This is a genomic window from Bradyrhizobium sp. WSM1417 (genome assembly GCF_000515415.1).
GTDB lineage: Bacteria > Pseudomonadota > Alphaproteobacteria > Rhizobiales > Xanthobacteraceae > Bradyrhizobium.
The window spans coordinates 6,339,657-6,361,272 of record NZ_KI911783.1 but is presented as its reverse complement, the minus strand read 5'-3'; the positions used below and the strand labels follow the sequence as shown (position 1 = coordinate 6,361,272).

The following is a 21,616-nucleotide window of genomic DNA, read 5'->3' as shown; positions in this document are numbered from 1 at the left end:
GCTTATATCCCGGTCGGACAGCGAAACTCGCGCAGCGCAGCCAAGTTGAGGGGATTTTTGATCGAACCCGTGGTGATTTGATAGCGCAATTCGCGGCCAGCGACGATAAAGCTGGCGGTCGCGGTTTCGGCGCGCGCCGACATTGATCCCGCCTCAAGCAATCTGAACAGCGACCACGGTCCAGTGCGTTCAAGGATGGACGGTTGGCCGGTGGTGTCGCTGACGACTGAGATTGCTGTTCGCATTGACGGAGCCGGCCATTGCACATTCACGGGCGAGTTGGACAGGGGCTGAGGCGGCGGGGCTGGGGTCATCATCCCTCCCGCGGCCGGCTGCGGATTGGGGCTGACGATCGCGGTGCCGCCCACCTCCATCTTCGCGCTGGCCCCGGGGCCGTTGATCACAGGCGGCAAGATGGACATCGCCACGGCGGGCTGATTGCCGCCAGTCTGGAAGAAGGCATCTCGAATATAGGCGGCGCGTTGAAATTGCTTCAACGTATCCGCCGATAGGGTGGCGCCAACCGCATTGTCCTTACGCCAGACCCATTCAGGCTTTGACGTGTCAGCGTAGGGCGCAAGCGACTGGGTGAAGAACTTGTCCAATACACCATTCGGGCTGAAGAGTTTTGCGAAGTCGGCCAGCGGAACTTCCTGGTTACTGCCTCGAACGAAGGGATAGCGATTCGTCAGGACTTGCTGACAGATGGGGATCACCTGGTCGCGCAACGTCACGAGCAGCTGCCCAGCTGTCGCGGCCGCCATGTCGCCCTCGAATTCGGCGGCGGCACCGCGTAGCATGTCCGAGAATGGCGGCGGCATCCGCGAGGCATTGTTGCGCAGCGTTGCAACCTGGGTCTGCAGCGCGGCTGTAGCCTGCCCGATCAGCATCGAATTCTCGATCATCAATGTTAGGCTTTGAGCGATATCGTTCAGATTGCCGACAACTGAATCGATCGGGCGCCTTGTGCTGTCACCCTCGAGCACGGCGTGGTATGGTTTAAACTGCTCCTCGATCTTTGCGCCCGGGGGGCCATCCTGCGTATTAAAAAGCAGTGCAACCGTTGCGGCCTTCTTGTCCACCGTCGAAGCCTGCTTGTCCGAACTGGCCGGCTTCGGACGTTCCCGCGTCAGAGCCGTCTCTTCCTTGATCGACTCGAGGAGCAACCGCAGCGGCGATGTCGGTGCCGACACCGCCCGCAATGCTTGGTATTTCGGCTTGTCGGCGAGCAACTTCTTCATCTTGATATTGCTCAGGGCTTCGCGCCAAGCCGCGATGAAGCCGTTGCCATAGAGATCGAGCAGATTATTGGCGAGATTGTCGTATTGCTGATTTAAAGCAGTCTCTTGCCCGGGTTCGCCGAGCACCCAGCGATCCTGCTTCATTCGCTCGGCAAGATCACCCAGCTTGGCCATGAAACGCTCGTGGAAGCCTCGATAGGTGAAGAAGGCTGGCACGTTGATCTGATCGAGCGGTTGTCCCTTGGTGCCTTCGAACACGTTGGCCACGTCGATGCCGCCTTTGCGCGCGACAACCCAATCGTCGGCGGCGGCCGATCGTGCTTCCGATTTTAGGAGTTCGTAGGCGCGCTGGGCGACGCTAAGTCGAGCCAGCGTCTTCTGCGCTTCGAGAACCAGGCGGCCATCCAGTTCGACTAGCGGCGGATCTTCGGTTTCCAAATCGAACATCGCGTCCAGGTGTTCTTCCAGTAGCTTGCGTCCCTCAGAATTGGTCGGTCCCGGATAGAGATTGTCGGCCCAGTCACGTTGCATCCATGATTTGATCAGCGCCTTGTCCGGCGGATGCAGACCCCCCAGCATCATGTAAACCTTGAGCGATTCGTACACAAAACCGCCATCGCTAATGCGTGCATTGAGTTGCTCTTCGAGGCGGTACAGCAGTCTCGGTCGGAACAGCCGCTCGAGGGCGGTGTGATACGCCGTCTGTGACGAGGATTGGAGTCGATCGCGCTGGCTCAAGCCGAATTCGGCTGCCGTAGGCGTCGGCGCGGACCTGGTGCCGTAACCCACCGGCGTATTGCGCAATTGCTGCAGCAGGGGAAGCACCTTGTGAAGCTCGCGATCGTCGATGATCGTTTGCTTAACCAGTGGGGCGGCGACCGCTGCATATTCCTGATCGGCGCTCTCGTTGGCGGCAATGAGGTCGCGATTGCGGTTGTAGCTCGTGAGCCAGGCGACCGCTAATCCGGCTGTAACCAGCCCGATCAGCGTCAGCGCCGTCGCTTTCAGGATCAGGGCGCGGCGAATGGCCGCCCGATCGGTGGACACCCAGTCGGCCTCGCCGATGATTACTTTGGAAATCAGGTTGGTCAGGAAGAAGCTCTTGCCGACGCCGGAATAGCTTGTGGCGGCAATCTGCTCGGCACCGAACGCCCGCGCCAGCGATCCGACTAATTGATCGATCGGCGTGCCCTGCTGGGTTCCCGAGGTGAAATAGAAGCCGCGCAGCGTCGCGTTGACGTGATAACGGGTTGGTTCGAATATTTGCGTGAGAAAACTCGCCAGGATCGGTTTTAGTCTCGTCATCTGGGCGGCGAAGCCGAACACTGACACGCGATAGTTAGGCGACGGTTCTTCCTGGAGACGATCGATCGTCTCCTCGCTCAGCCACTCCAGCAATTCATCGAACTGCTTCGGCACGTCGCCGACCATATTCTGCTTTTTGTTGGCGGTCTGGAAGGTCGCGCCCCACACCTGTCTGCGTCCCGCCTCGTTGAGGTAGCTGAAATACTCGGTGAAGCCCGCAACCAGGTCGGCCTTGGTGAAGAGCGCATAGACCGGGAAATCGACCTTCAATCGCTGATGCAGGTCGAGCAGGCGTGCGCGAATGGCATTGGCGTGCGCGGTGATCTCCGCCGGCGGCAACGTAATCAGGTCCTCGATGCTGATGGCGATCAGCACGCCGTTGATGGGCTGCCGCGGTCTATTCTTCTTGAGGAGATCGAGGAAGGAGAACCAGCTCTGCTTGTCGGACTTCGCATCGGAATCCTGGGTGGTGTAACGGCCGGCGGTGTCGATCAGCACGGCCTCTTCCGTGAACCACCAATCACAATAGCGCGTGCCGCCGAGGCCAGCTACCGCAGAGGGCGTCGTGCCCTGCGAGAGCGGAAACTTCAGGCCCGAGTTCACCAGAGCCGTGGTCTTGCCCGAACCAGGCGGGCCGATGATGATGTACCATGGCAGCTCATAAAGATAACCGGACTTGCCTCCGCCTGCCGTCTTGAGCGTCGCGAGCGCATCCTTCATGCGCTCCTTCAGGACCGGTTCGTCATCGACCGGCTCGCCTTCGCCTGCGATTCCCTCAGCAATCTTCTGTGAATTCTTGCGATGCTTATAAAAGCTGAAACTGCCGAAGGCGGCGACGCCGGTCACGAGCAGCAGGATGATAGTCTCGCGGACGATGTAGCTTTCGAGCGGATGATACTTCCCGATCGCAATCATCGGACCGGCGAGATAGACCAAAGCCGCGAGCGAGGTCAGCCCGACCCCTGTCAGAACGATGCGAAGAATTCGTTTCCCCAGCATAGTTTTGCTTTCTCGCCTGACGGCTATTCACTTCGTGCAATGAAGACTTCGACGCGTCGGTTGTTCGCGCGCCCTTCGGGCGTATTGTTGGTATCGATTGGCACATCCGCAGCCTTGCCCTCGACATCGACACGGTTCGGATCGCTCAGGCCTTGCTTCAGCACGGCCGCAACGGCCTTGGCTCGTTCAAGCGACAGGGCATAATTCGACGGGAAGCGCGTACTGCTCATGGGGGTATTGTCTGTGTGGCCCACGACGCGGATCTTGCCCGGTTCCTTTTCGAGCGTGGCGGCAAGTCGAGTCGCCACCGGCTTGAAAGCGTCAAGCACCGTGGCCTTACCTGAATCAAATAGGATTAGATTGCAGACGCGGATGACGATGAAGCTCGCGGTCTGATCCGCCGTCATCTTGCAAGCGGTATTTTCAGCCGCAAGCGCATTGCGAATCCGCTGCAACTGCGTGATCCGGTCGGGCACCGGCGGCGGAGGCGGTGGCGGGGGAGGCGGGGGCGCTATGATCTTGCGCTTGAGCTCGATCTTGTCGGTGGGATGTAGCGAGAACGCCAACTGGGCGGCGGTCTCGGTGCGTGACGTCAACCAGGTTCTCAGCGTGATGAAGCCGGCGAACAGCAAGGCTGTTACGACCGAGGCAACGAGCCAAGTCGGGATTGTGATCCTCGATCTGCGCCCGGCGAGAGCCTGACCCTGCCAATGCGGCGACAGGTCGCGCATCATCCGGGGACGTACTTGGCGCAGCAATTCATATAGGTTGCGCTGGATCTGCTGTAGCGCCGGCAGACCGCCGGCCGAGGCCCGGTGCATGCCCTGGAAGCCCAGGGCGAGGCAGGCATGCTGCAATTCCAGCACGGGATAGTTCACGAGCGGGTCGGCTTTCAGACGATCCAGAATTTCGAAGAAGCGGACACCACCGACGCGCTCGCCGAAGAAGCGGCTCAGCATGCTGTATTGCGCCCACACATGCCGGTCATCTGTCGGGATGTGCTGTACAATGTCGTCGGCGGTTGCACACAGGATGTATTTGGCGGTGTTGGCCGTTTGTTCGGAAATACCTGCGGAGCGAATATCCTTCTCGAAGAACTTCACGGCGTCGGCGACCTGATCCATCAGGCTGGCAAAGGACGCCCGGAGCAGCGCGACGCGCAGTCGGCCCAAAAGCTGCAGCAAAGGCCCGGCTGCCCGCATGATCGGGTTGGCGGCCGGCGCGACCAGATCATCTACGCGCAAGGGCGGCGCGGTGGGCAGGTCCGCCCTTGGGGCCGGCTGATTTTGCGAAGAGATCCACTCCTCGGACACTGGCGTCGAGGGCGCGGGCGCGAACGAGGCGCCTGGATGCGCAACCGGTGCAACCGGAGGGGGGATCGGCTGATACTGGGACGCTGGCGGCTGCTGATAGGGCGCTGCATTGTCCGGAGTGGGGACGGGTGAATATGGCGCGCGCGACGGTTGCATCCCTCCGGTTGGCGGAGGTGCGGGCGGGGGGGCCTGCGGCAATCGACCGCCAGGATTTGGCCGGATGATCGTCCGCTCAGCGCGCCCGAATGGGTTAACAGGTTTGTCCCTGTCGTTCATCGTCGATCTTCAAGAATTGCCCAGAGGTATAGTTCTAGCTCCGGCCAATCTCCGGAGAAATGCATTCCGATGGACGCCGCGTTGCTGAAGTCAGGCCAGAGCTGCGACTTCCTGTCCAGATAAAAATACACGTGGTCGGTGATTGCGCGGATTTGCGGCGGGGGTGTCGGCAGGTGCACCAGCGGCAAACCGGGCAGGTTCGCGTGCACGATTTCGTTCATCCTGGTGTTGGGCCCGACCTTGAAGAGGTGGGGAAAGTCGTTCTGGATCTCAACCAACGGCCGCCCGGCGGCGACTTCCAGAACGAAAGTCGCGTTGCGGAACAGCGAACGGTCGCGGATGGGCGATAGGAAAGCGTTCTGGGCCCGTTCGATGATTTCGAGGCGGATAGCCCGCCGTCCCAATCTTGCGCTCAGAAATTCCTGGATGTCGCGGATCAGGGGTGCAAAGACGTTCTCGAGATCGTCATGATCGTAGGACGGATAGTCCCGCGCGCGGCGTTCGGTAGTTGCGAATGTCGCGAGCTCACCGGCAAGTCGCAACAGCTGCTCGTAGAGCCGCTCCGGATGGATATAGCCCGAGCGCTGTAGGTGGATCAGAGCCGGAATCTCGCGGTTGAGAAGCTGAAGCACGAGATAGTCGACGCTTTGCAGACCACCTCCCGAGGACGGGTCGACCGCATAGCGCGCCAATTCCTCGAGCTTGGCATCGATCCAGCCGATGATCCGATTAAGCCAGCCATCGATGACGGGGTGGGCCGCGCAGACGAGCATAGGCGGCACGAAGCGCTCGTCGAACAGCACGTTCTTGTCGCGGACTTCGAGCACGCGTGCGATCCCTAGTCCCATGTAGCCGGGCTTGGATGTCTTGCGCAGCTCGAAGGAAAGGCGAGGCACCGCAATCTCGACCTCTTCCTCGACGCGCAGTGAAGAGGTCGAGTCGATGAATGTCTCTGAGGCGCGGATGTAGCGACTTGCACTATCGGCAGTGGACTCGTCCACTTCGCGGGTATTTGGCGCGGGGAGCGGCATGATCAGCCAGGCGATCTGGCCCGCCGTGCCCTCGGGCACGTCGATCGCTTCGGGGAGTGGGCTGTCCGCTGGAATGTCGAACGGCGTGCCATCCGGCAGGACACCGCTGGCCCGGCGAACCGCGAATTTGCTCTGTTGAGCCAGGTCTTGGTCGATCTCGAGCTCATCGAAGCCCCAGGGATAGGGTGTGATGCGGCGAACGCGTTTGTCGATCAGATGCTCAAGATAGCGATCACTCTGCTGCAAATGATGAGGGCGTAGAAACAAACCCTCCGCCCAAAAAACCTTGCTGTACCAAGACATTTACGAGGCCTGTTGAAAAGTTTTGCCGCCCGGCCGCTGAAGTATCGGCATCCGCTGGATCATCTGGGATCCCCATCTTGCTTGCCATCATAATATTCGCCGAAATACTGCATGAACTGTTCGACCGCCGCGCCGGGCTCTCGTCCGAATCCTGCCTTCCATCGGGCGATGTGCGTGTCCCAGAGACGGCCCTTATGGGACCTGAGCGTATCCAGTGTACTCGCATGTTCACGAGCGTTCTTTTCGATATTCGCCGGGTCGAGTTCAGTCGACAGGACCGCAATTGCATGCTGCATGGCCGCGTAGGTCTGCTGCTGATGCGATTTCAAGTCCCTGAAACCTTGATCGAAGGCGGTTCGCGCATCCAAATAGGTTTGTGATTTCGGGCCAAACATGATTTTCATGGCGTCTTCGGCGGACGTTGCGAACTTCAGGGCGTTGTTCTCCGTGGCCTGAACTGTGGTCTGTGACTTGCTGCGCGTCATGCGCTTGGCTTCATTGCGGGCCTGGAGCAGCGCCATCACGTTTTCCACCGAAAGACGGATGAGCTGTCCGATCTGCTGGGTCAGCTCCTCGGGATTTCGGCCGTCGAAGAAATCGTCGGGCAGGGATGCACCTGTGGCGATCCGGCGCGCAAAGGCTTGGCCACCATCGCGCGCCTGTATATTGGTCTCCGCGATGGTTGAAAGGTTCGGCGAAGAAGACGCGTTGGGCAGTGTCGTCGACGTTTCAGCTGCCTTTGTAGCCGGTTCGGTGGCGGCGGGGGGCGCTATGAATGGGTTCACGCTCTCTCGCTGCGTATCTTCCTCTCCGGGCGCGGGAGGCTGCGCAGCTTTGGCCGGCTGCGGGAAAGGCGCTGCCTGCGATTGATCATCGCCCCACGCCAGGGGGGTGGCCGCGCCGCGATCGCCCGACGACCGCGATGGCATCGGACGCGCGGGCGCGATGTCCTCGGCCGAACCGCCACCGGTCCAATCCACGGTCGGCGCCGGCGGGGCCGCTGGCTGAGGAAGGCGGCCGGCAAGCTGTGGGCCGGTGTTAGGTTCTGGAAACTCGCGTTCAATTCCCCAGACGTCGGAGATCGACGTTTGAACGACAGCAGGGCCTGCATACGGACTTTCTGTCGCGATAGAATCCCGTTCGATCGCCACAGCTATCATGTAGTGACCGATAATCAGGCGGTCCCCATCTCGGAGCTGATGTGGGCTGCGAACCCTGTGATCGGAGCCGCTGAGAAAGGTGCCATTGGTGGAGACGTCCTGGATCCAATAGCCGTTGTCGCGATAATGAATCTCGCAATGCTTGCCCGAGATGTAGCGAGTCGGGTCCGGTAGGGTCCAATCGACATGCTTGTCCCGTCCGATATCAACCGGTCGGGTGCCCTCCATCGTAAAGGAAATCGGCCCGCCATCAGGCAAGGTCGAAAGGTTTTCGATGGTCAGGCGAAGCGCCATTAATGAATTCCCTTGTGATGGGGAGCTGCTACCTCCGCAATGTCTGTGTGTAGCATTGTCAGGGCCCTCCCGTCATTACCCTCGGCCATTCGAGCAAATTGTGCGCGTCGAAGGTGACGAACGGGAGTCCGGTCGTTTGGCCTACCCGTCATAGTGCTCGGCGAAGTAGTTCATGAAGGCGCGCAGCATAGCGTCTCGCCTTCCCTGGCTGCGCACCTTCCACTGTAAGAGATAGGCGTCCCAGAGCTGCGTCTTGCGCGATCCGAACAAATCCACCAGGCCGCTGCCGGCATCGGTGCTCCTCTCGATCTCGGCTGGATCGAATTCGGCGAGTAGATCCTTTAGCGCATGCTGCATAGCCCGGTAAGTCTGAACCTGATGCGACTTCAGGTTCTCGAAGCTTTGCTTGAAAGCGCCACCAGCATCGAGATAGCTCGGGCTCGGTTTTCCGAGCATGAGCCGCAAGGCGTCTTCAGCGGTCGGCGCGAATTTCAGGGGGTTATTGGCAAGCGCCTGGACGGTGGTGTGATCAGATGTGCGAGCCATCCGTTTGGCCTGCTGGCGATCTTGCAGCAGCTGCTGGCAATGCTCCGTGATCACGCGCAGCAACGCGCCAATTTCCTCTGCAAGCAGCCCGGCGTTGCAGCTGGCGAGCGCGTTCTCCGGCAGACCGGCCGCGCGTGCAAAGATGCGGACGAAATCGTTCGATCCGGATTCACGTGACGTACTGCCTGCTATGGCAACGGGCGCCGGAGGGCGCCACACGGGCGGCTCAGGCGCTGCGCCGACGCGAGGCGCCGGGACCGGTGCAGGCATTTCCGGCCAAGGCGTTTCCGGTGTCGGCGGGGCGGCGGGACGGGCAGGCGCCGGCCGGGCCACCGAAGGGCTCGGCTCGAATGCCTCTGGGGCGGGAGCCTCATCGGCCCAGATCGGCCGCCGCGGGTCGGGCATGGCAGGTGCGGCAGGGGCGGGCGGCGGCGCCCTCCTGCCACCTTCCGCCCAACCCATGTCGTCGAGCGCAGGGGCAGACTTCGCCTCGAAGCGCGACGAGCGCATGGAGGGCGCCTGTGCCGGAACCTCGATCGCCCATTCGAGGAAATCAGCCTTGGCCGGTCCCAGCTCGCGCTGCGACTTGAGGTGTTTCGGGTTGATCGGCTGTGCGACCTCACCGACGGCCTGCCAGATGTCGTCATAGCTCGGCTTCAATTCCCCGACCGCAGCAGCAGCGTCGGCTGCCCCACCCTTAATGGATGCGCTCACGAGGTAGTGGCCAATCACGAAGCGATCGCCGTCGCGAATGCGATACGGAACGGGTAGGCGCGTTTCGGCACCCATCAGGAAGGTGCCGTTGCTTGAAGTGTCATGGAGCCAATAGCTGCTATCGCGCCACCTAATCTCACAGTGCCGTCCCGAAACGGTACGGCTGGGATCCGGCAAGGTCCAATCAAGATACGCGTCGCGGCCGATGTCGATGCCGCCCTTGCCCTGGATGGTCACACTGAGAGGCCCACCGTCCGGCAGGCTCGTCAGGTTCTCAACTTTCAGCGTCAGCGACATGACCGTATTCGTGGGGCGCAATCAGGCAATGGAAAAAAGTCGATAATTCTATGATCTGCGAGCAAGGTAGGTCCATTCCCTATGGCATGCAAGGCGGGCATGCGGGGCGCCGGCGAGACCGGCCCCAGCTGGAACTCCATCTCACCCAATACCCTGCTGGGCGAGCTTGATGGCTTCGGAGATACAAGTGCGCAAGCGAGGGGTGCGCTCGTGGCTTCTGATTCTGTTCGCGCTCAACAGGATAGCGATGCGGCTGGCGCGCGCGGTCATATAGGGTGGCATCGGCGCGGCTTGGCCGCCGATGGTCTGAGTCCCACCCGACCACGCGGCAGCACGCGCAAGCCAGGTCGTCGGATCGTTTTCATCGCTCCGCTCTCCAATATCGAGCGCGCGCTGGCGGTTTTCTGTGTCGGGCTGGAATACCCAGGCTTCTGCGACGAGCAACCCTGGCGGACGAGTCCTCGCAATCTCCTCCGTCAGTGTGCGCGCGCTCAAGCATGCCCACCACACGGCTTCCCGCCGGGGCAGGAGATGCGCGCAAAACGCCACTGCCTCGGGAAATTTGTCGTTAGTAACCAGCGATCTCACGAAGTCGATCGGCGGATGCTCCGTCGGCTCGACTTTGATGGTCTGTGACAGGTCCGGGAAGGCCTCGAACAGGGCCCGGGCCGTTGCGAAGCGGACAAAGGACATCGAAGAACCCCCAATCGGCGACCACAATGCCTGATGGCCACTATTCCATAATCTGGGCCTCGTTGTGTCCACGGGGCGCCCTCTGGTCGTTATTCGAAGCCGCTGGACTTTCAGCCGCTAGATCGGAATACCGCCAATTACAGCAGCACCGGCGATCAGTGATGGCGTAGTAAGTACCGCTCCGATGGTGACGGCCGGCGCGGTAAGATTGATGGCCGCTAGGCCTGTAAGGTTGATCGTCGGCGCGTTCATCGAGATGCTCGCAGGCGTGATCTCAATGGTGCTGAGACCAAAACAGACGCTCAGCGTGATTCCCATGGCCGTTTCCACTGTTTGTTTCCCCAACTCAAGCTTAATCGACTGGCTTCCCATCTCGAGCAGAACATTGTCGTCGCCCTTCTGAATCTTCCAGTTTCGATTTCCGCCCACAACCCAGCTTTGGTCTCCACCCATCGGGGGCGCGTCCGGATTATCAAGGGCGCCGACCGAGCCGGTCTGGTTCGCATTGATCGTGACCAGATGGTCGGCCTGGGCATGCATTCGGATGAACTCGCTGCCCTTCTTGTCCTCGAACATGAACTCGTTGTAGCCGTGGTCGCCCTTTGACGATTCCGACTTCGTCCCGGACTGGGTCTTGTTGTCGGGTAAGTCGTAGGGCACCTTGTTGTCGCCGTTGTAGACGCAACCCGTGACCAACGGGCGGTCGGGATCTCCCTCGAGGAAATCAACAACAACTTCCATTCCGATGCGCGGGATGAACTGTGTGCCCCATTTTTTTCCGGACCAAACGTGAGCGACGCGGACCGGGCAGGATTTTTTCGGCTCGCGATCCCAATAGAATTGCACCCAGATATGCGCGTTCTCGTCCGTCGAGATCTCTTCGCTTTCCTCGCCCTTCTTGCCCACGACCTTCGCAGTCTGGATGCCGTAGATCCGGGGCCGCGGTGTGTGTGGCAAATTCCGGAAGGGCTTGTCGCTGGGAAGAAACTCATAGGAGCCATAATAGGCTTGGGGCTCTGAGCCCCCACCCGCGTTAATCGTGCGATAGGATTGCACGCCGAACCGGTGCGACGCGCGGACGACCAGGAATTCGCGATTTTCCCCGCTTACGGGATGCCGCTCGGCCGTGAAGAGCGTGCCGGCAAAGAGTGAGGCAGCATCCCCCTCGACGTAGCGGCGATGATCGTACGACTGTTCTGCTTCCAGACGAAATTTTGAAAACTTCTTACCCTTTTCCTCCTCGTCATATTTTCCGGGGTAGTCGTAGACTTCGAGCTTGGAATGGGCGTAGTTCTCGGCCGCCTCATTGGGCGCCAGTAGTTTCTTGTTTGGCTTCAGATAGTCGTAGTCGTTGAACTGGATCTTTCCAGTTCGGAAGCGGCGCTCCATGATCCAGGTCCCGAGCAGCTGACTCTCATGCAACGCATAATCGACGAGGGGAAGATAGGGCAGGATCGGCACGTCGGAATTGGTCTCGTGGGAGGAGTGCGAGTCCGACAGCACCAGTGTGTGTTTGCCTGCCGAATGCTTGAAGAAGTAGTAGATCCCGTACTGCTCCATCAGCCGCGAGCAGAAGGCGTAGTCGGTTTCGCGATATTGCACGCAATAGGGAATGGTGTCGTATTCGGATGTCGTCTTGAACTCGAAATCCGTAAAACCGGCCTTGGTGAAGACCTCCTGGATGATGTCCTTGACGTTCTTGTCCAGGAAGATCCGGCAGTCGGCCTTGTAGTCCAGAAGATGAAACCAGGGGCGCAGCGTTAGCCTGTAGTGAAAGAAGTCTTCGACCTTTTCGATCCATTGCGCGCGCGTCAGGATGCCGTCGAAAAAGCGGTCTTTGCCCTTGTAGCCGTTGAACTTGACCGTGCAGGATTTCCCAAGCGCCTGATCGAAGTCCAGATTCTCCTCCTCGCTGAGCGCGTCCACCTCGAACTCGAAGAGCTCGCCCAATCCTTCGGTTCCCATGAATTGTCGCAAGACAAGGACGTCCCTGCCAAGAGGGGTGGTAAGTTCGCCGACACGGCCGTCCTGCGTTAATTTGGCCATTGGAGACCGGCTCCTTCCTAATATGCCTTGGGAGATAAGTGCAAAAATCCGCGCATTTGGTTCAGTCGTCGCGGCAGGCTATAGGAAGAGCCTGGGCGAATAAACAGGAGGCTGCGAGTTGGCCCGCCGGCTACCCGGTCGCCGAAGCCATAGTGAGCGCTCCTTTCGTAGCTCATCCAGAGCAGCGTGACTGCTCCGGAGTTCGCAAGGGAGAGCACTGTGAGACGCGAGGGTTACGCGCTGAATGGAGAGACGCACGCGCGCCCGATGCTTACTTCATCCAGTTGGCGACCAGTGGCGTGTACAGGGTCGACGTTGCGTTGATCTGCTTGCTATCTTTTTCCGCGTTCCAGAACGTTTCGATCGCTTCTTCCTTTGCGCCTGGAACCTTCTTCCACGTAATCACGAGTGTCTTGGGCGCCGTGTAAAACCACGTGCCCTTGTTTCTCGGCTCCATGGGTGGCTTGATCGTGTCGTAGACCGGACCCTTTCTGCTCGAAGTCGCAACATTGTCGGGACCCAGATAATAGTACCAGAGGCCGCCGTCCCAGACGCGCCACCAGCCCATCGGCCACTCGAGTTCGGGAGTATCCTTGGTCACCACGCGTACGAGGTGTGTCCATTTATTCCCTGAGGTAGCGAGATCGAAGCCGGGAGTAGCGCAGACGCCATATTGCGAGTCCTGGGCTTCGTAAATGATCTTGTTCTTGCCGACGAAGGCGATGTGGTGATCAGCCTTGATCAAGATGTCGCCATCCATGACGTCGGCTGGCTTCCGCCCGATTGTAGCTTTGTACTTCTCCTCCTTTTCCTTGCTGTCCTCTTTCCAGCCATCCTTGAGCAGATACACTTGCCCCACCTTGTTGGGGTCGCGCCAGTCGCTGATTTCGAGCTGGACGATCGCTCCGCTTGCCTTCCAATAGCAATAGCCGATGAACCCCACGCAATCGAAATGCTTCTTGTCCTTGCAGGATTCGGCCCAAACCAGCAGGCCATTGCCATCGCCGCCATTTTGCCCTGGTCCGAACGTCCGGCGTGGCGTGAAGTACTGCGCCTTGGTCGGCCAAGTCGAAGGCTGTTTTCCTTTGAGCGAATCTAGATAGGCAATGAGGTCTGGATCGGTGTCGGATGGGAACTTGTTTCCGGGGTATTTGGGGGCCAGCGGAGCATCGTAGTTGCCGGCGCAAACCGAGTATGTTGGCAGCTTCCCCTGGTGTTGGATCGTCGTTGTTGCTGCATTAACGGCAAGGCTCAACGTCTTGTCCAGCTTGACCTTGGGGTCGAGATGCTTCTCGTCTGCAATGAATCCGACACTGCCGGGCCGGCACGGACAACCGTCATTGAGTCCCGGCGTCGCGCCGTAGGCGCCATGGATATAATGGCTGCCAACAAGGCTCTGGGCGACTGTAATGACCTTGGCCCCTGTTTTTTCGTCCACGCTGAATGCCCCTGATGCCTACAAATCGAATGACGAAGGCCGTCGCGCAAGATGCACCCCAGTTTGCCAGCACCTCCGTCTTGTGCAACGCCAAAACTGAGGTCCCTCGAATATGAATGCTGACTGACAGTAGTCGAACACCGGCCCCGGAGGGTTCAAGCCAGTTGCCAAACCCCGGGAAGGCCGTCATCAGGGGCCGTCCTTTGAAACCTACGGCGATCGGCAGGACAGGAACTGATGCGGCATTCGCTGCTCTTAATTTAGCCCCGGTGCATCCGCTGTGGTAAACTCCAGACCCATGAAGCCGGATTTGCGAGGCCTAACGACGGAAAGCTGGGCGTGCGTCGACTGTGGGTTCAACACGGCTCCCGGCTGTCTGAACCGCGAACAGATGGAACAGGCTATGGCCCACCCTTGGGAGGAGCCAAAGCCGTACGTAAACCATCTGTCGGAAGTCTACATGGTGACGCCAGAGATCTGGAAAGCCGTAGACATGGAGCCGAAGGATGGCTGCCTATGTATCGGCTGCCTTGAAGAGCGGCTCGGTCGAACGCTGACCCCGAAGGATTTCTTCCCCAAGCACCCGCTCAATAAATTTCCAGGAACGGAACGGTTGCTGTCACGACGTAACGCATGAACTGAATGCGCGTGCTGCAATGGAGCCCGATCTTCAGCTCCAACAAGAATTACAGAGACCGCCTTCGGGCGGAAACGCCAGCGCAGAATCTAACTCCTGCGCTTGCTGCCGAAAATCTCGACGGGATCGGACGCTGTGCCGACCTCGTGCCCGAGGATTTTCAAAACCTGCAGTTCTTGCGCAAAAATGATACCTCGCGTCCGTGGCGCCGACACTCCGGCTCTGAGGGCACTCTTTTCTCGGCCACCACCAGCCTGGCGGTTTATCTCTGCCCATACTGGAAAAAGCCGTACATAATTTACATTGCTACCAGACAAATTAGCCCAGCTTCGCGGGAATACGTGGTCAATATCAACATTGTCCCCCCATTCGCTGGCATGCTCCACAAATCCGCCCCCGGCAGCTTTACTCCAAACCGCGCGATAGGTCGTGAGCTTTGGCGAAGCCCATACCATGCAGGGATCACTCGCATCATTGGTGACAATAACCAGAGATTGCAATCTCGGATCAAGCGGCCATGGACTACCGAGCCTAAGAAGCGCCTCATACGTCTCTGCGGCCACAGGGATTTTGTCAGGAAGTTTCAGACTCATGCAGCCCCCCTTTTCTCAGAATTGACCATTCAAATACCACATCGGCGCACCGAGTGTTGGGCGATGGGGGGCCTTACTTGCCTCAAACATATCGTGCCGCGAGCACCTCGTTCTGCCGGTCATGATGCCGGATTCGCCTGTCCGTCAGGCCCGTCAACCACGACGATGCCGCGCTCGGCCATTTGGCCGATGAGATCAGCGAGAATCGGCCAGGTACATTCGGCCGGGAGTCCGCCGTTCTGTTCGGCTGTTTTGAATGCGTCGATGGCGGTCAGTTGACCGTCGAACCCCGACAGCAATTGCGTTGTCCAGACGTCAAGTTGAATGGTGGTCGCCAGCGCGCCGTTGCTGACGAATCGGGCATATTCCGGAACGATGCGACCCTCGCGCACGCTGTGCTGCATGGTCATCGTCAGGCCAGCTGGCAGCCGCGGCCTTGTGGGTGACAACCAATCTGCAAACGCCGCGGTGCGACGAAATGTCCGCCAGGCCAAGATGTGCTCGAAATCGGCATTCGTTGCGGCGCCCGTCATTCGCAGCCGCAACGGCGGTTCCCTGACCGCGGTTTCGGTCCGCCGAATGAAGCTCGCTCCGTACACGAATCTCTCGGTTTGGAGAGCCCGAAAACGCTCAGCGAGGGATTCCGCCTTTTCGCGGTCGCCCCTAAAGTGCAGCCTTTGCAGTGAACCGGTAAATTCGTCGATCGACATCGTGCGCATCACACCAGCCATGATGTCGAAGGTGGCCCCGGCCTCGCCCAGCCAGCCGCGTAGACGCTGTTCGAAGCTCGCGTCGCGGCCATCCCGGCCCATGCACATCAAAATGGCGGTGCCGCCGGGCCCTAAATGATGCGGCAGGTCGGCGACCAGACGGGCCACGAGTTCCTCCCCGATGTCGCCGCCTTCCCGAAACACGGCTCCGTCGCCGAGGGAGGGCACCCATGGCGGATGGGCGCAGATCAGGTCGAACGCGCGCCCCTCGACCGGAGCAAAGAGATCGCCGCGCAGGCTCTCGATCCGAAGGCCGTTGAGCTTGGCATTGAAGTCGGCGAAATGCGCGGATCGAGCGGTGATATCGAGTGATGTGGCGCTCATTCCGGCACGCACCAGATGGAGCGCTCCGATACCGGTCCCCGCGCACAGATCGAGGGCGTGACCAGCGCGCGCGCCTGGCAGCAGCTTCAGCAAGTGCAGGGTGCCTGAGTCGTGAGCAGGGAAGACAAGTTCGCCGGAGCCTTCCGCATCTGGCCGAAGCTGGCGATCCGAGGCAACGCAAAACCCGTCGGTCGGATAGAGCCAGACCGGGCAGGTCACTCCACCTTCGGGCGAATCGCGGACGAGATCGAGGGCTCTCAACGAAGCCAGTGTCGCCGCGTCACATACCGACTCCATCAGAGCCGTGGGCACGGTGCTACCGTCGATAAAAAGTGCCATTGCCGCTCGCAAAGCCGGTGTGCCACCCGTGATGTTCGAGGAGTTCGCATCAGGCAGGCGACTCATATTGGGGAGGCGCAGAAGATCGACGATCGGTTCTTCGCTGAAATCGAGCCGATCGAGCCATTCACGGACACGAGCGAAGTCGTCTCTGGTCCCGATCCGAAGCGTCATCGCTGCACCGCATGACGGGATCTGCGTGAAGTGGCGTCACACATGCGATCGATACCCTCCCATCTAATGAGCCTGGCTCCTGCTCGCACGACCGATGATCGACCCTGATGTCGTGAGTTCCACATTGAACTTAACATGCAGTTGGAGCGACATAGTCCAGAATAGAGCAAAGGCGAATTCGGACGTAAAGCGCATTAGCCGTGGACGGCGAAAGGATCTATTGGGCAGCCGATATGGGACAGAATAAATTCTGGCGTGGAATTCACAAAAATGAGCTATAGTCCAGGCCTCGCATCCATGGGCCATTGCAGTGCTTCATGCTGACCAAAGCATTGTCGATCAGAACGCAGTCGGCGTTGAGCCGCCGCCGCTACCGCCGTCCGCATTGATTCTCGATGTGCTTGCCTCCGATCCGGTGGTCGCAGCGCTCACGGCGCCGCTTGCCGGAGCCGACCCGTGCGGTCCGGATCTCGATGCCGAAGGCGATCCCGGTTATCTCAATTTCTTCGCTCAGGCAGAGCTCATCCTGCCAAGCTCTTTTTTTTCGGCGGAGGACGGTAAGCCATTTGACCGCACGACGGTCGACTTGAAGGGGCAGCGTGAGCTGATCAAGCCCCTGCTGCAGCGCACCCGGGATATTCGGTTGCTTATTTTGCAGGCGCGCCTCCAGATTCTGGACAAAGACCTTGCTGGATTTGTTACAAGTGTTGCGGCCGCGGCATTGCTGCTCGAATCGTATTGGGATCAGGTTCACCCACGTTGTCAGGGAGATGATGCGTCCGCCAGAATGTTCGCGATCGGCGATCTCGATGCAGCCACTGTAGTATTTCCGCTGCAATATGCGCCTTTGTTTGAGGCGCGCCGCATTAACACGGTGAGCTATCGCACCTCGATGATCGCGAAAGGCGAGGTCAAGCCGCGTGGCGGTGAGGCCAAAGTGGCGCCGGCCGCTCTGCTCGAGGCCAGAGGCGATGCCGATCAGACCGCACTCGCGGTCACGCGCAAGTACATCGGCATGCTGAAGGTCGCTGTTAATCGCATTCGCGAGGCGTTTGCGGTGCACGGGACCTCCGCAGGCTTCGAGACCCTCCCGGCCCTGATCGAGAAGATACAGGGATTTGTCGATCCCGCTGCACTCGAGGTCGAAAGCCCCGCCCAGAATGAGGCGGAGCCTGGCGCTGTGGACGATGCGGGAGGAGCTCAGCAGGAGAGCGGCGTCAGCAGGCCTGTCGCAATGGGAGCGCCGACGTCGCTCGAAGCGGCACGCGAGGCGTTGGCGGCCGTATCGGAGTATTACAGCCAGCGCGAGCCTTCGAGCCCGATCCTGCCACTCGTACGCCAGGCACATCAGCTCATCGGCAAATCTTTTATCGAGGTGATCGGCATCCTCGTTCCCGGGCATATGGAGAAGGCCGCCTTTCAGATCGGTGGCGACCAAGTTTTCGAACTTCCAGTCGGGAAATTGGGCAGTCTGCCGCAGGTGAGCGGGCCGTCCGGCGCCGAGCTGGCTGCTGTAGCGCCTGAGGCCGGTGCAACCACTCCTCGATATGATGTCCGGACGCGCTCGCAGGCGATTGCTTTGATCGAACAGGTCCAAAGCTACTTCCGCCACTCCGAGCCAGCCAGCCCGGTACCCATGATCTGTGATCGTGCGCGAGCGCTGGCGGAACGAGATTTCATGGCCGTGCTCCGCGACGTTTTGCCTAAAGCGGCGCTTAAGAATGTCGGGGCCGAAAAGTAAGACGTTCGCTTGATCAAAGTTTTGAGGCCGCCTTAGTGAGATTCGACCGATAGTTGACGAACGGTGAAAAGCCCCGTTTAATCGCATTATTTGATTAGGTAGTTCCTTCGTAAAGGAAAAGACATATGGCGCGAGACAGCGGTCAAAAGTTTATTAAGCGAAATCGTCCACCACGCGTCCACATTACCTATGAAAATCCGGCAAATGCGGAAGAGAAGGTCGAAATCCCGTTCGTCATGGGCGTGATGGCCGACCTTTCCGGCAACACACCGGGCGTGGAGAAAGAGGAAATCGCCAATCGGAAATTCCTCGACTTTGACATGGACAACCTGGATTCGCGCATGGCTGCGATTCAGCCCGGTGTCAGCTTCCGCGTCGAGAACAAGCTCTCCGACGAGTCCGGTGAGAAGATGGGCGTCAACCTGCGCTTCAATAAGATGGCCGACTTCGAGCCTGCCGCCGTTGCGCGCCAAGTGCCGGCGGTCGCGAAGCTCCTCCAAGCACGGCAGCAGCTTGCAAACCTTGCGCGCTATATGGACGGCAAGGTTGACGCGGAAGCTACTCTGCGAAAACTGCTGTCGGATCCGCAGATGATGGCCGCGCTGAAGAATCGGTCAACCCAATCCAGCAACAATGACGAGAGCGGCACTTAAAAGCCGTTCTGTTCCCTTTCAACTCGAATTCGGAGAGAGCTGTCATGGCTGCAGAGACCGCTCAGGCGCCTCAAGAAGCACTCGTACAAACGACCGAGGGCGACGAGTTCTCAAATATGCTGAAGCAAAGCTTCAAGCCGCGTACCGAACGTGCAGCGACTGAAGTCGAGAATGCCGTCAAGACGCTGGTGGAGCAAGCGCTCGGCGACTCCAGCCTGATCAAATCGGATGTTCTAGATACGATCGAGGAAATGATCGCCCAGCTCGACAAGAAGCTCTCGGCGCAGATGAACGCGATCATGCATGCCCCGGAGTTTCAGCACATTGAGAGCGCCTGGCGCGGACTGAAATACATGGTGTTCCAGTCCGAGACGGATGCCATGCTCAAGATCCGCGTGATGAATGTGGGTAAGAGCGAGCTCTACCGCCATCTAAGACAGTATCCGAACGCGGCCTGGGATCAGAGCCCGCTCTTCAAGAAGATCTATGAAGAGGAGTTCGGACAGCTCGGCGGCCAGCCCTATGGCTGTCTCGTCGGCGACTACTATTTTAGCCACCTACCCACCGACGTGCAGCTGATGCGTGATCTCAGCAAAATCGCGGCGGCAGCCCACGCGCCGTTCTTTGCCGCTGCGGACTCCACCCTCATGGGTATGGACTCCTGGAACGAGCTGATGAATCCGCGTGATCTCAGCAAGCTGTTCGACACCCCCGAATATGCGGCCTGGAAATCGCTGCGGGATTCCGACGACGCCAAATATATGGGCCTGTGCATGCCGCGCGTTTTGGCGCGTCTGCCATATGGTGCCAAGACGGAGCCGGTGGAGGAGTTTGCGTTCGAGGAAGACACCGACGGCCATAAGGGTGAAAAGTACGGTTGGATGAACGCGGCCTACGCGATGGCCGCCAACGTCAATCGCGCCTTCAAAGAATATGGCTGGTGTGCTCGCATCCGCGGCGTGCAGTCCGGCGGCGAGGTTGACAATCTGCCGGCTCACACGTTCCCGACTGACGATGGCGGCGTCGATCTCAAATGTCCCACCGAGATCGCGATCAGCGATCGCCGCGAGGCAGAGTTGGCCAAATCCGGACTTATCCCGCTCATTCACCGCAAGAATACCGACCGTGCCGCGTTTATCGGCGCGCAGTCTCTGTTCAAACCCAAGGCTTATCAGAACAACGTGGAGGCGACCGCGTCGAGCAATTTAGCGTCGCGCCTGCCTTACATGTTCGCGTGCTGCCGCTTTGCCCACTATCTGAAGGTTATGGTCCGCGACAAGGTCGGCTCCTACTACGAAACGGAGCAGCTGGAGAAGTGGCTCACCAACTGGATCAGCGAATATGTCGACGGTGATCCGAAGAACTCAACGGAAGCGACCAAATGCAGGCGGCCGCTCGCTGGCGCGAAGATCACGATTGTGCCCAACGAAGAGAACCCGGGTTACTACTCCGCAACATTCGAGTTGCGTCCGCACTTCCAATTGGAAGGCATGGACATTGGGCTTCGCCTCGTTTCGCGGTTGCCAGTTGCGAAATAGCGTGAACCCTCTCTCTGAGGAGTGAGACTAATCTTTGCGTGAAAAGTTCACGCGCACAAAGGGGTAATGACGATGGCATCTACCAATATGTATCTTAAGCTCGACGGTATTGATGGCGAGTCTCTCGACCAAGACCATCAGGATTGGATCGAAGTGGAAAGCCTCTCTTGGGGGGTAAGCAATCCGGCTTCGTTCTCGATCGCTCAGGGCGGTCAGGCAACGCAGGCCGACGTGTCCAGCTTCAATATTGCGAAGCACATGGATAAGGCTTCAGTTAATCTTTTCAAGGCCAGCAATACCGGCAAGCACATCGCTAGCGGAAATTTGGAATGTCTCAAGCTCGATGGTGACTCCCGCGTGGTATTCTTCAAGGTGGATTTCACCGATCTGGTAGTAACCAGCGTGCAGTGGAGTGGTAGTGGGTCGGATCAGGCGCTGCATGAAATGGTGTCGTTCGCATTCTCTGAATTCAAGCAGTCCTACAAGCTGCAGCAGGACGCCGGCGCCGCAGGTGGCAGCACCGACTTCGGCTTCAATATCCAGACGTCAAAGGCGACGTGACACTGAATTCGGACTGCGGGATCTGAGCTGGTGCGGGAGAGCGAGCTCTTGAAGCTTACTTTGCTTGGAGAGCATTGGTAAACTATGCCCGATGTAAGCAGCAAGACCCGACTTAGCCCGCCGCTGATGCATGTCTTTCGTGCTGCAAATCAGGCGAAGGACGCCAAAATCGCGCTGGACATTCGCAATGAAGCAGGGGAACGCATCCTGGCGAGCCGTCGCTTGCGCGCACGCCAGGTGGTCACCGAGAGCGTGCTGAGGCAGGAGGTGTCACGTGATCTCGATGCCTTGCTCAATACCGTCGCGATGGAATCGACCATCGACTTGAAGGACTTTCCTCTCGTCCGCAAATCAATCCTGAATTTCGGAATTCCCGATGTGGCGCATCGAACGATCGACGAGTCGGGGCTCTCCGAAATTCCAAATGAGATCAAGGCCGCGATCATGACTTATGAGCCGCGCCTTGCAAAAGCCACCGTCCAGGTCGAGCGCGACATGAGCGTCGATGCGGCCGAACTCCGGGTACGGTTCATTGTGCGCGCCGATCTGACCTGTGATCCCGTTAACGTTCCAGTTGAATTCATTGCCGACGTGATCGACACCGGCAAGATCTTTATCAAGCGCTTGTGA

The 21,616-nt window shown here is 59.2% G+C and carries 15 protein-coding genes; 5 read left to right on the top strand and 10 right to left on the bottom strand.

The window, feature by feature from the left end; translation table 11 throughout:
* Window positions 1–2: 2 nt before the first annotated feature.
* From tssM to BRA1417_RS0131175, 10 genes are all read right to left on the bottom strand, one after another.
* Complete coding sequence (tssM, locus tag BRA1417_RS0131220) at window positions 3–3,545, bottom strand: type VI secretion system membrane subunit TssM (protein WP_027519152.1); 3,543 nt, start codon at window positions 3,543–3,545, stop codon at window positions 3–5.
* A 23-nt stretch (window positions 3,546–3,568) separates the two neighbouring features.
* A complete protein-coding gene (gene tssL / locus BRA1417_RS0131215) occupies window positions 3,569–4,789 on the bottom strand; it encodes a type VI secretion system protein TssL, long form (protein WP_245286293.1) in 1,221 nt (406 codons plus the stop codon).
* Between the two features lie 341 nt (window positions 4,790–5,130).
* Window positions 5,131–6,468, bottom strand: a complete 1,338-nt coding sequence (gene tssK, locus BRA1417_RS0131210; protein WP_027519150.1) for a type VI secretion system baseplate subunit TssK — start codon at window positions 6,466–6,468, stop codon at window positions 5,131–5,133.
* A gap of 59 nt (window positions 6,469–6,527) precedes the next feature.
* On the bottom strand, window positions 6,528–7,922 hold the full coding sequence (gene tagH, locus BRA1417_RS0131205; protein ID WP_027519149.1) for a type VI secretion system-associated FHA domain protein TagH: 1,395 nt from the start codon (window positions 7,920–7,922) through the stop codon (window positions 6,528–6,530).
* Window positions 7,923–8,063: 141 nt separating this feature from the next.
* Window positions 8,064–9,479, bottom strand: coding sequence for a type VI secretion system-associated FHA domain protein TagH (tagH, locus tag BRA1417_RS0131200; RefSeq protein ID WP_027519148.1), 1,416 nt, complete (start codon window positions 9,477–9,479; stop codon window positions 8,064–8,066).
* A gap of 141 nt (window positions 9,480–9,620) precedes the next feature.
* A complete protein-coding gene (locus BRA1417_RS0131195) occupies window positions 9,621–10,172 on the bottom strand; it encodes a hypothetical protein (RefSeq protein WP_027519147.1) in 552 nt (183 codons plus the stop codon).
* Window positions 10,173–10,289: 117 nt separating this feature from the next.
* The gene (locus BRA1417_RS41155; RefSeq protein ID WP_051448404.1) at window positions 10,290–12,218 is read right to left on the bottom strand and encodes a type VI secretion system Vgr family protein; all 1,929 of its coding nucleotides are present in this window, start codon (window positions 12,216–12,218) and stop codon (window positions 10,290–10,292) included.
* Window positions 12,219–12,489: 271 nt separating this feature from the next.
* The gene (locus BRA1417_RS0131185) at window positions 12,490–13,656 is read right to left on the bottom strand and encodes a hypothetical protein (RefSeq protein WP_027519146.1); all 1,167 of its coding nucleotides are present in this window, start codon (window positions 13,654–13,656) and stop codon (window positions 12,490–12,492) included.
* 726 nt (window positions 13,657–14,382) lie between these two features.
* Window positions 14,383–14,886: a hypothetical protein gene (locus BRA1417_RS44385; RefSeq protein WP_156949001.1), complete on the bottom strand. Its 504-nt coding sequence runs from the start codon at window positions 14,884–14,886 to the stop codon at window positions 14,383–14,385.
* 119 nt (window positions 14,887–15,005) lie between these two features.
* Window positions 15,006–16,493 (bottom strand): methyltransferase, encoded by a 1,488-nt coding sequence (locus BRA1417_RS0131175; protein ID WP_027519145.1) that lies wholly within the window; start codon window positions 16,491–16,493, stop codon window positions 15,006–15,008.
* Window positions 16,494–16,803: 310 nt separating this feature from the next.
* Here BRA1417_RS0131175 and BRA1417_RS0131170 point away from each other — a divergent pair, with 310 nt between their 5' ends.
* From BRA1417_RS0131170 to tssE, 5 genes are all read left to right on the top strand, one after another.
* Window positions 16,804–18,234 carry an ImpA family type VI secretion system protein gene (locus BRA1417_RS0131170; protein ID WP_027519144.1) on the top strand — a complete coding sequence of 477 codons (1,431 nt, stop codon included), beginning with the start codon at window positions 16,804–16,806 and terminating at the stop codon, window positions 18,232–18,234.
* Between the two features lie 125 nt (window positions 18,235–18,359).
* Window positions 18,360–18,887, top strand: coding sequence for a type VI secretion system contractile sheath small subunit (gene tssB / locus BRA1417_RS0131165; RefSeq protein ID WP_027519143.1), 528 nt, complete (start codon window positions 18,360–18,362; stop codon window positions 18,885–18,887).
* 44 nt (window positions 18,888–18,931) lie between these two features.
* Window positions 18,932–20,425, top strand: coding sequence for a type VI secretion system contractile sheath large subunit (tssC, locus tag BRA1417_RS0131160; RefSeq protein WP_027519142.1), 1,494 nt, complete (start codon window positions 18,932–18,934; stop codon window positions 20,423–20,425).
* 66 nt (window positions 20,426–20,491) lie between these two features.
* On the top strand, window positions 20,492–20,986 hold the full coding sequence (locus BRA1417_RS0131155) for a type VI secretion system tube protein Hcp (RefSeq protein WP_027519141.1): 495 nt from the start codon (window positions 20,492–20,494) through the stop codon (window positions 20,984–20,986).
* An 84-nt stretch (window positions 20,987–21,070) separates the two neighbouring features.
* Window positions 21,071–21,616: a type VI secretion system baseplate subunit TssE gene (gene tssE, locus BRA1417_RS0131150; RefSeq protein ID WP_027519140.1), complete on the top strand. Its 546-nt coding sequence runs from the start codon at window positions 21,071–21,073 to the stop codon at window positions 21,614–21,616.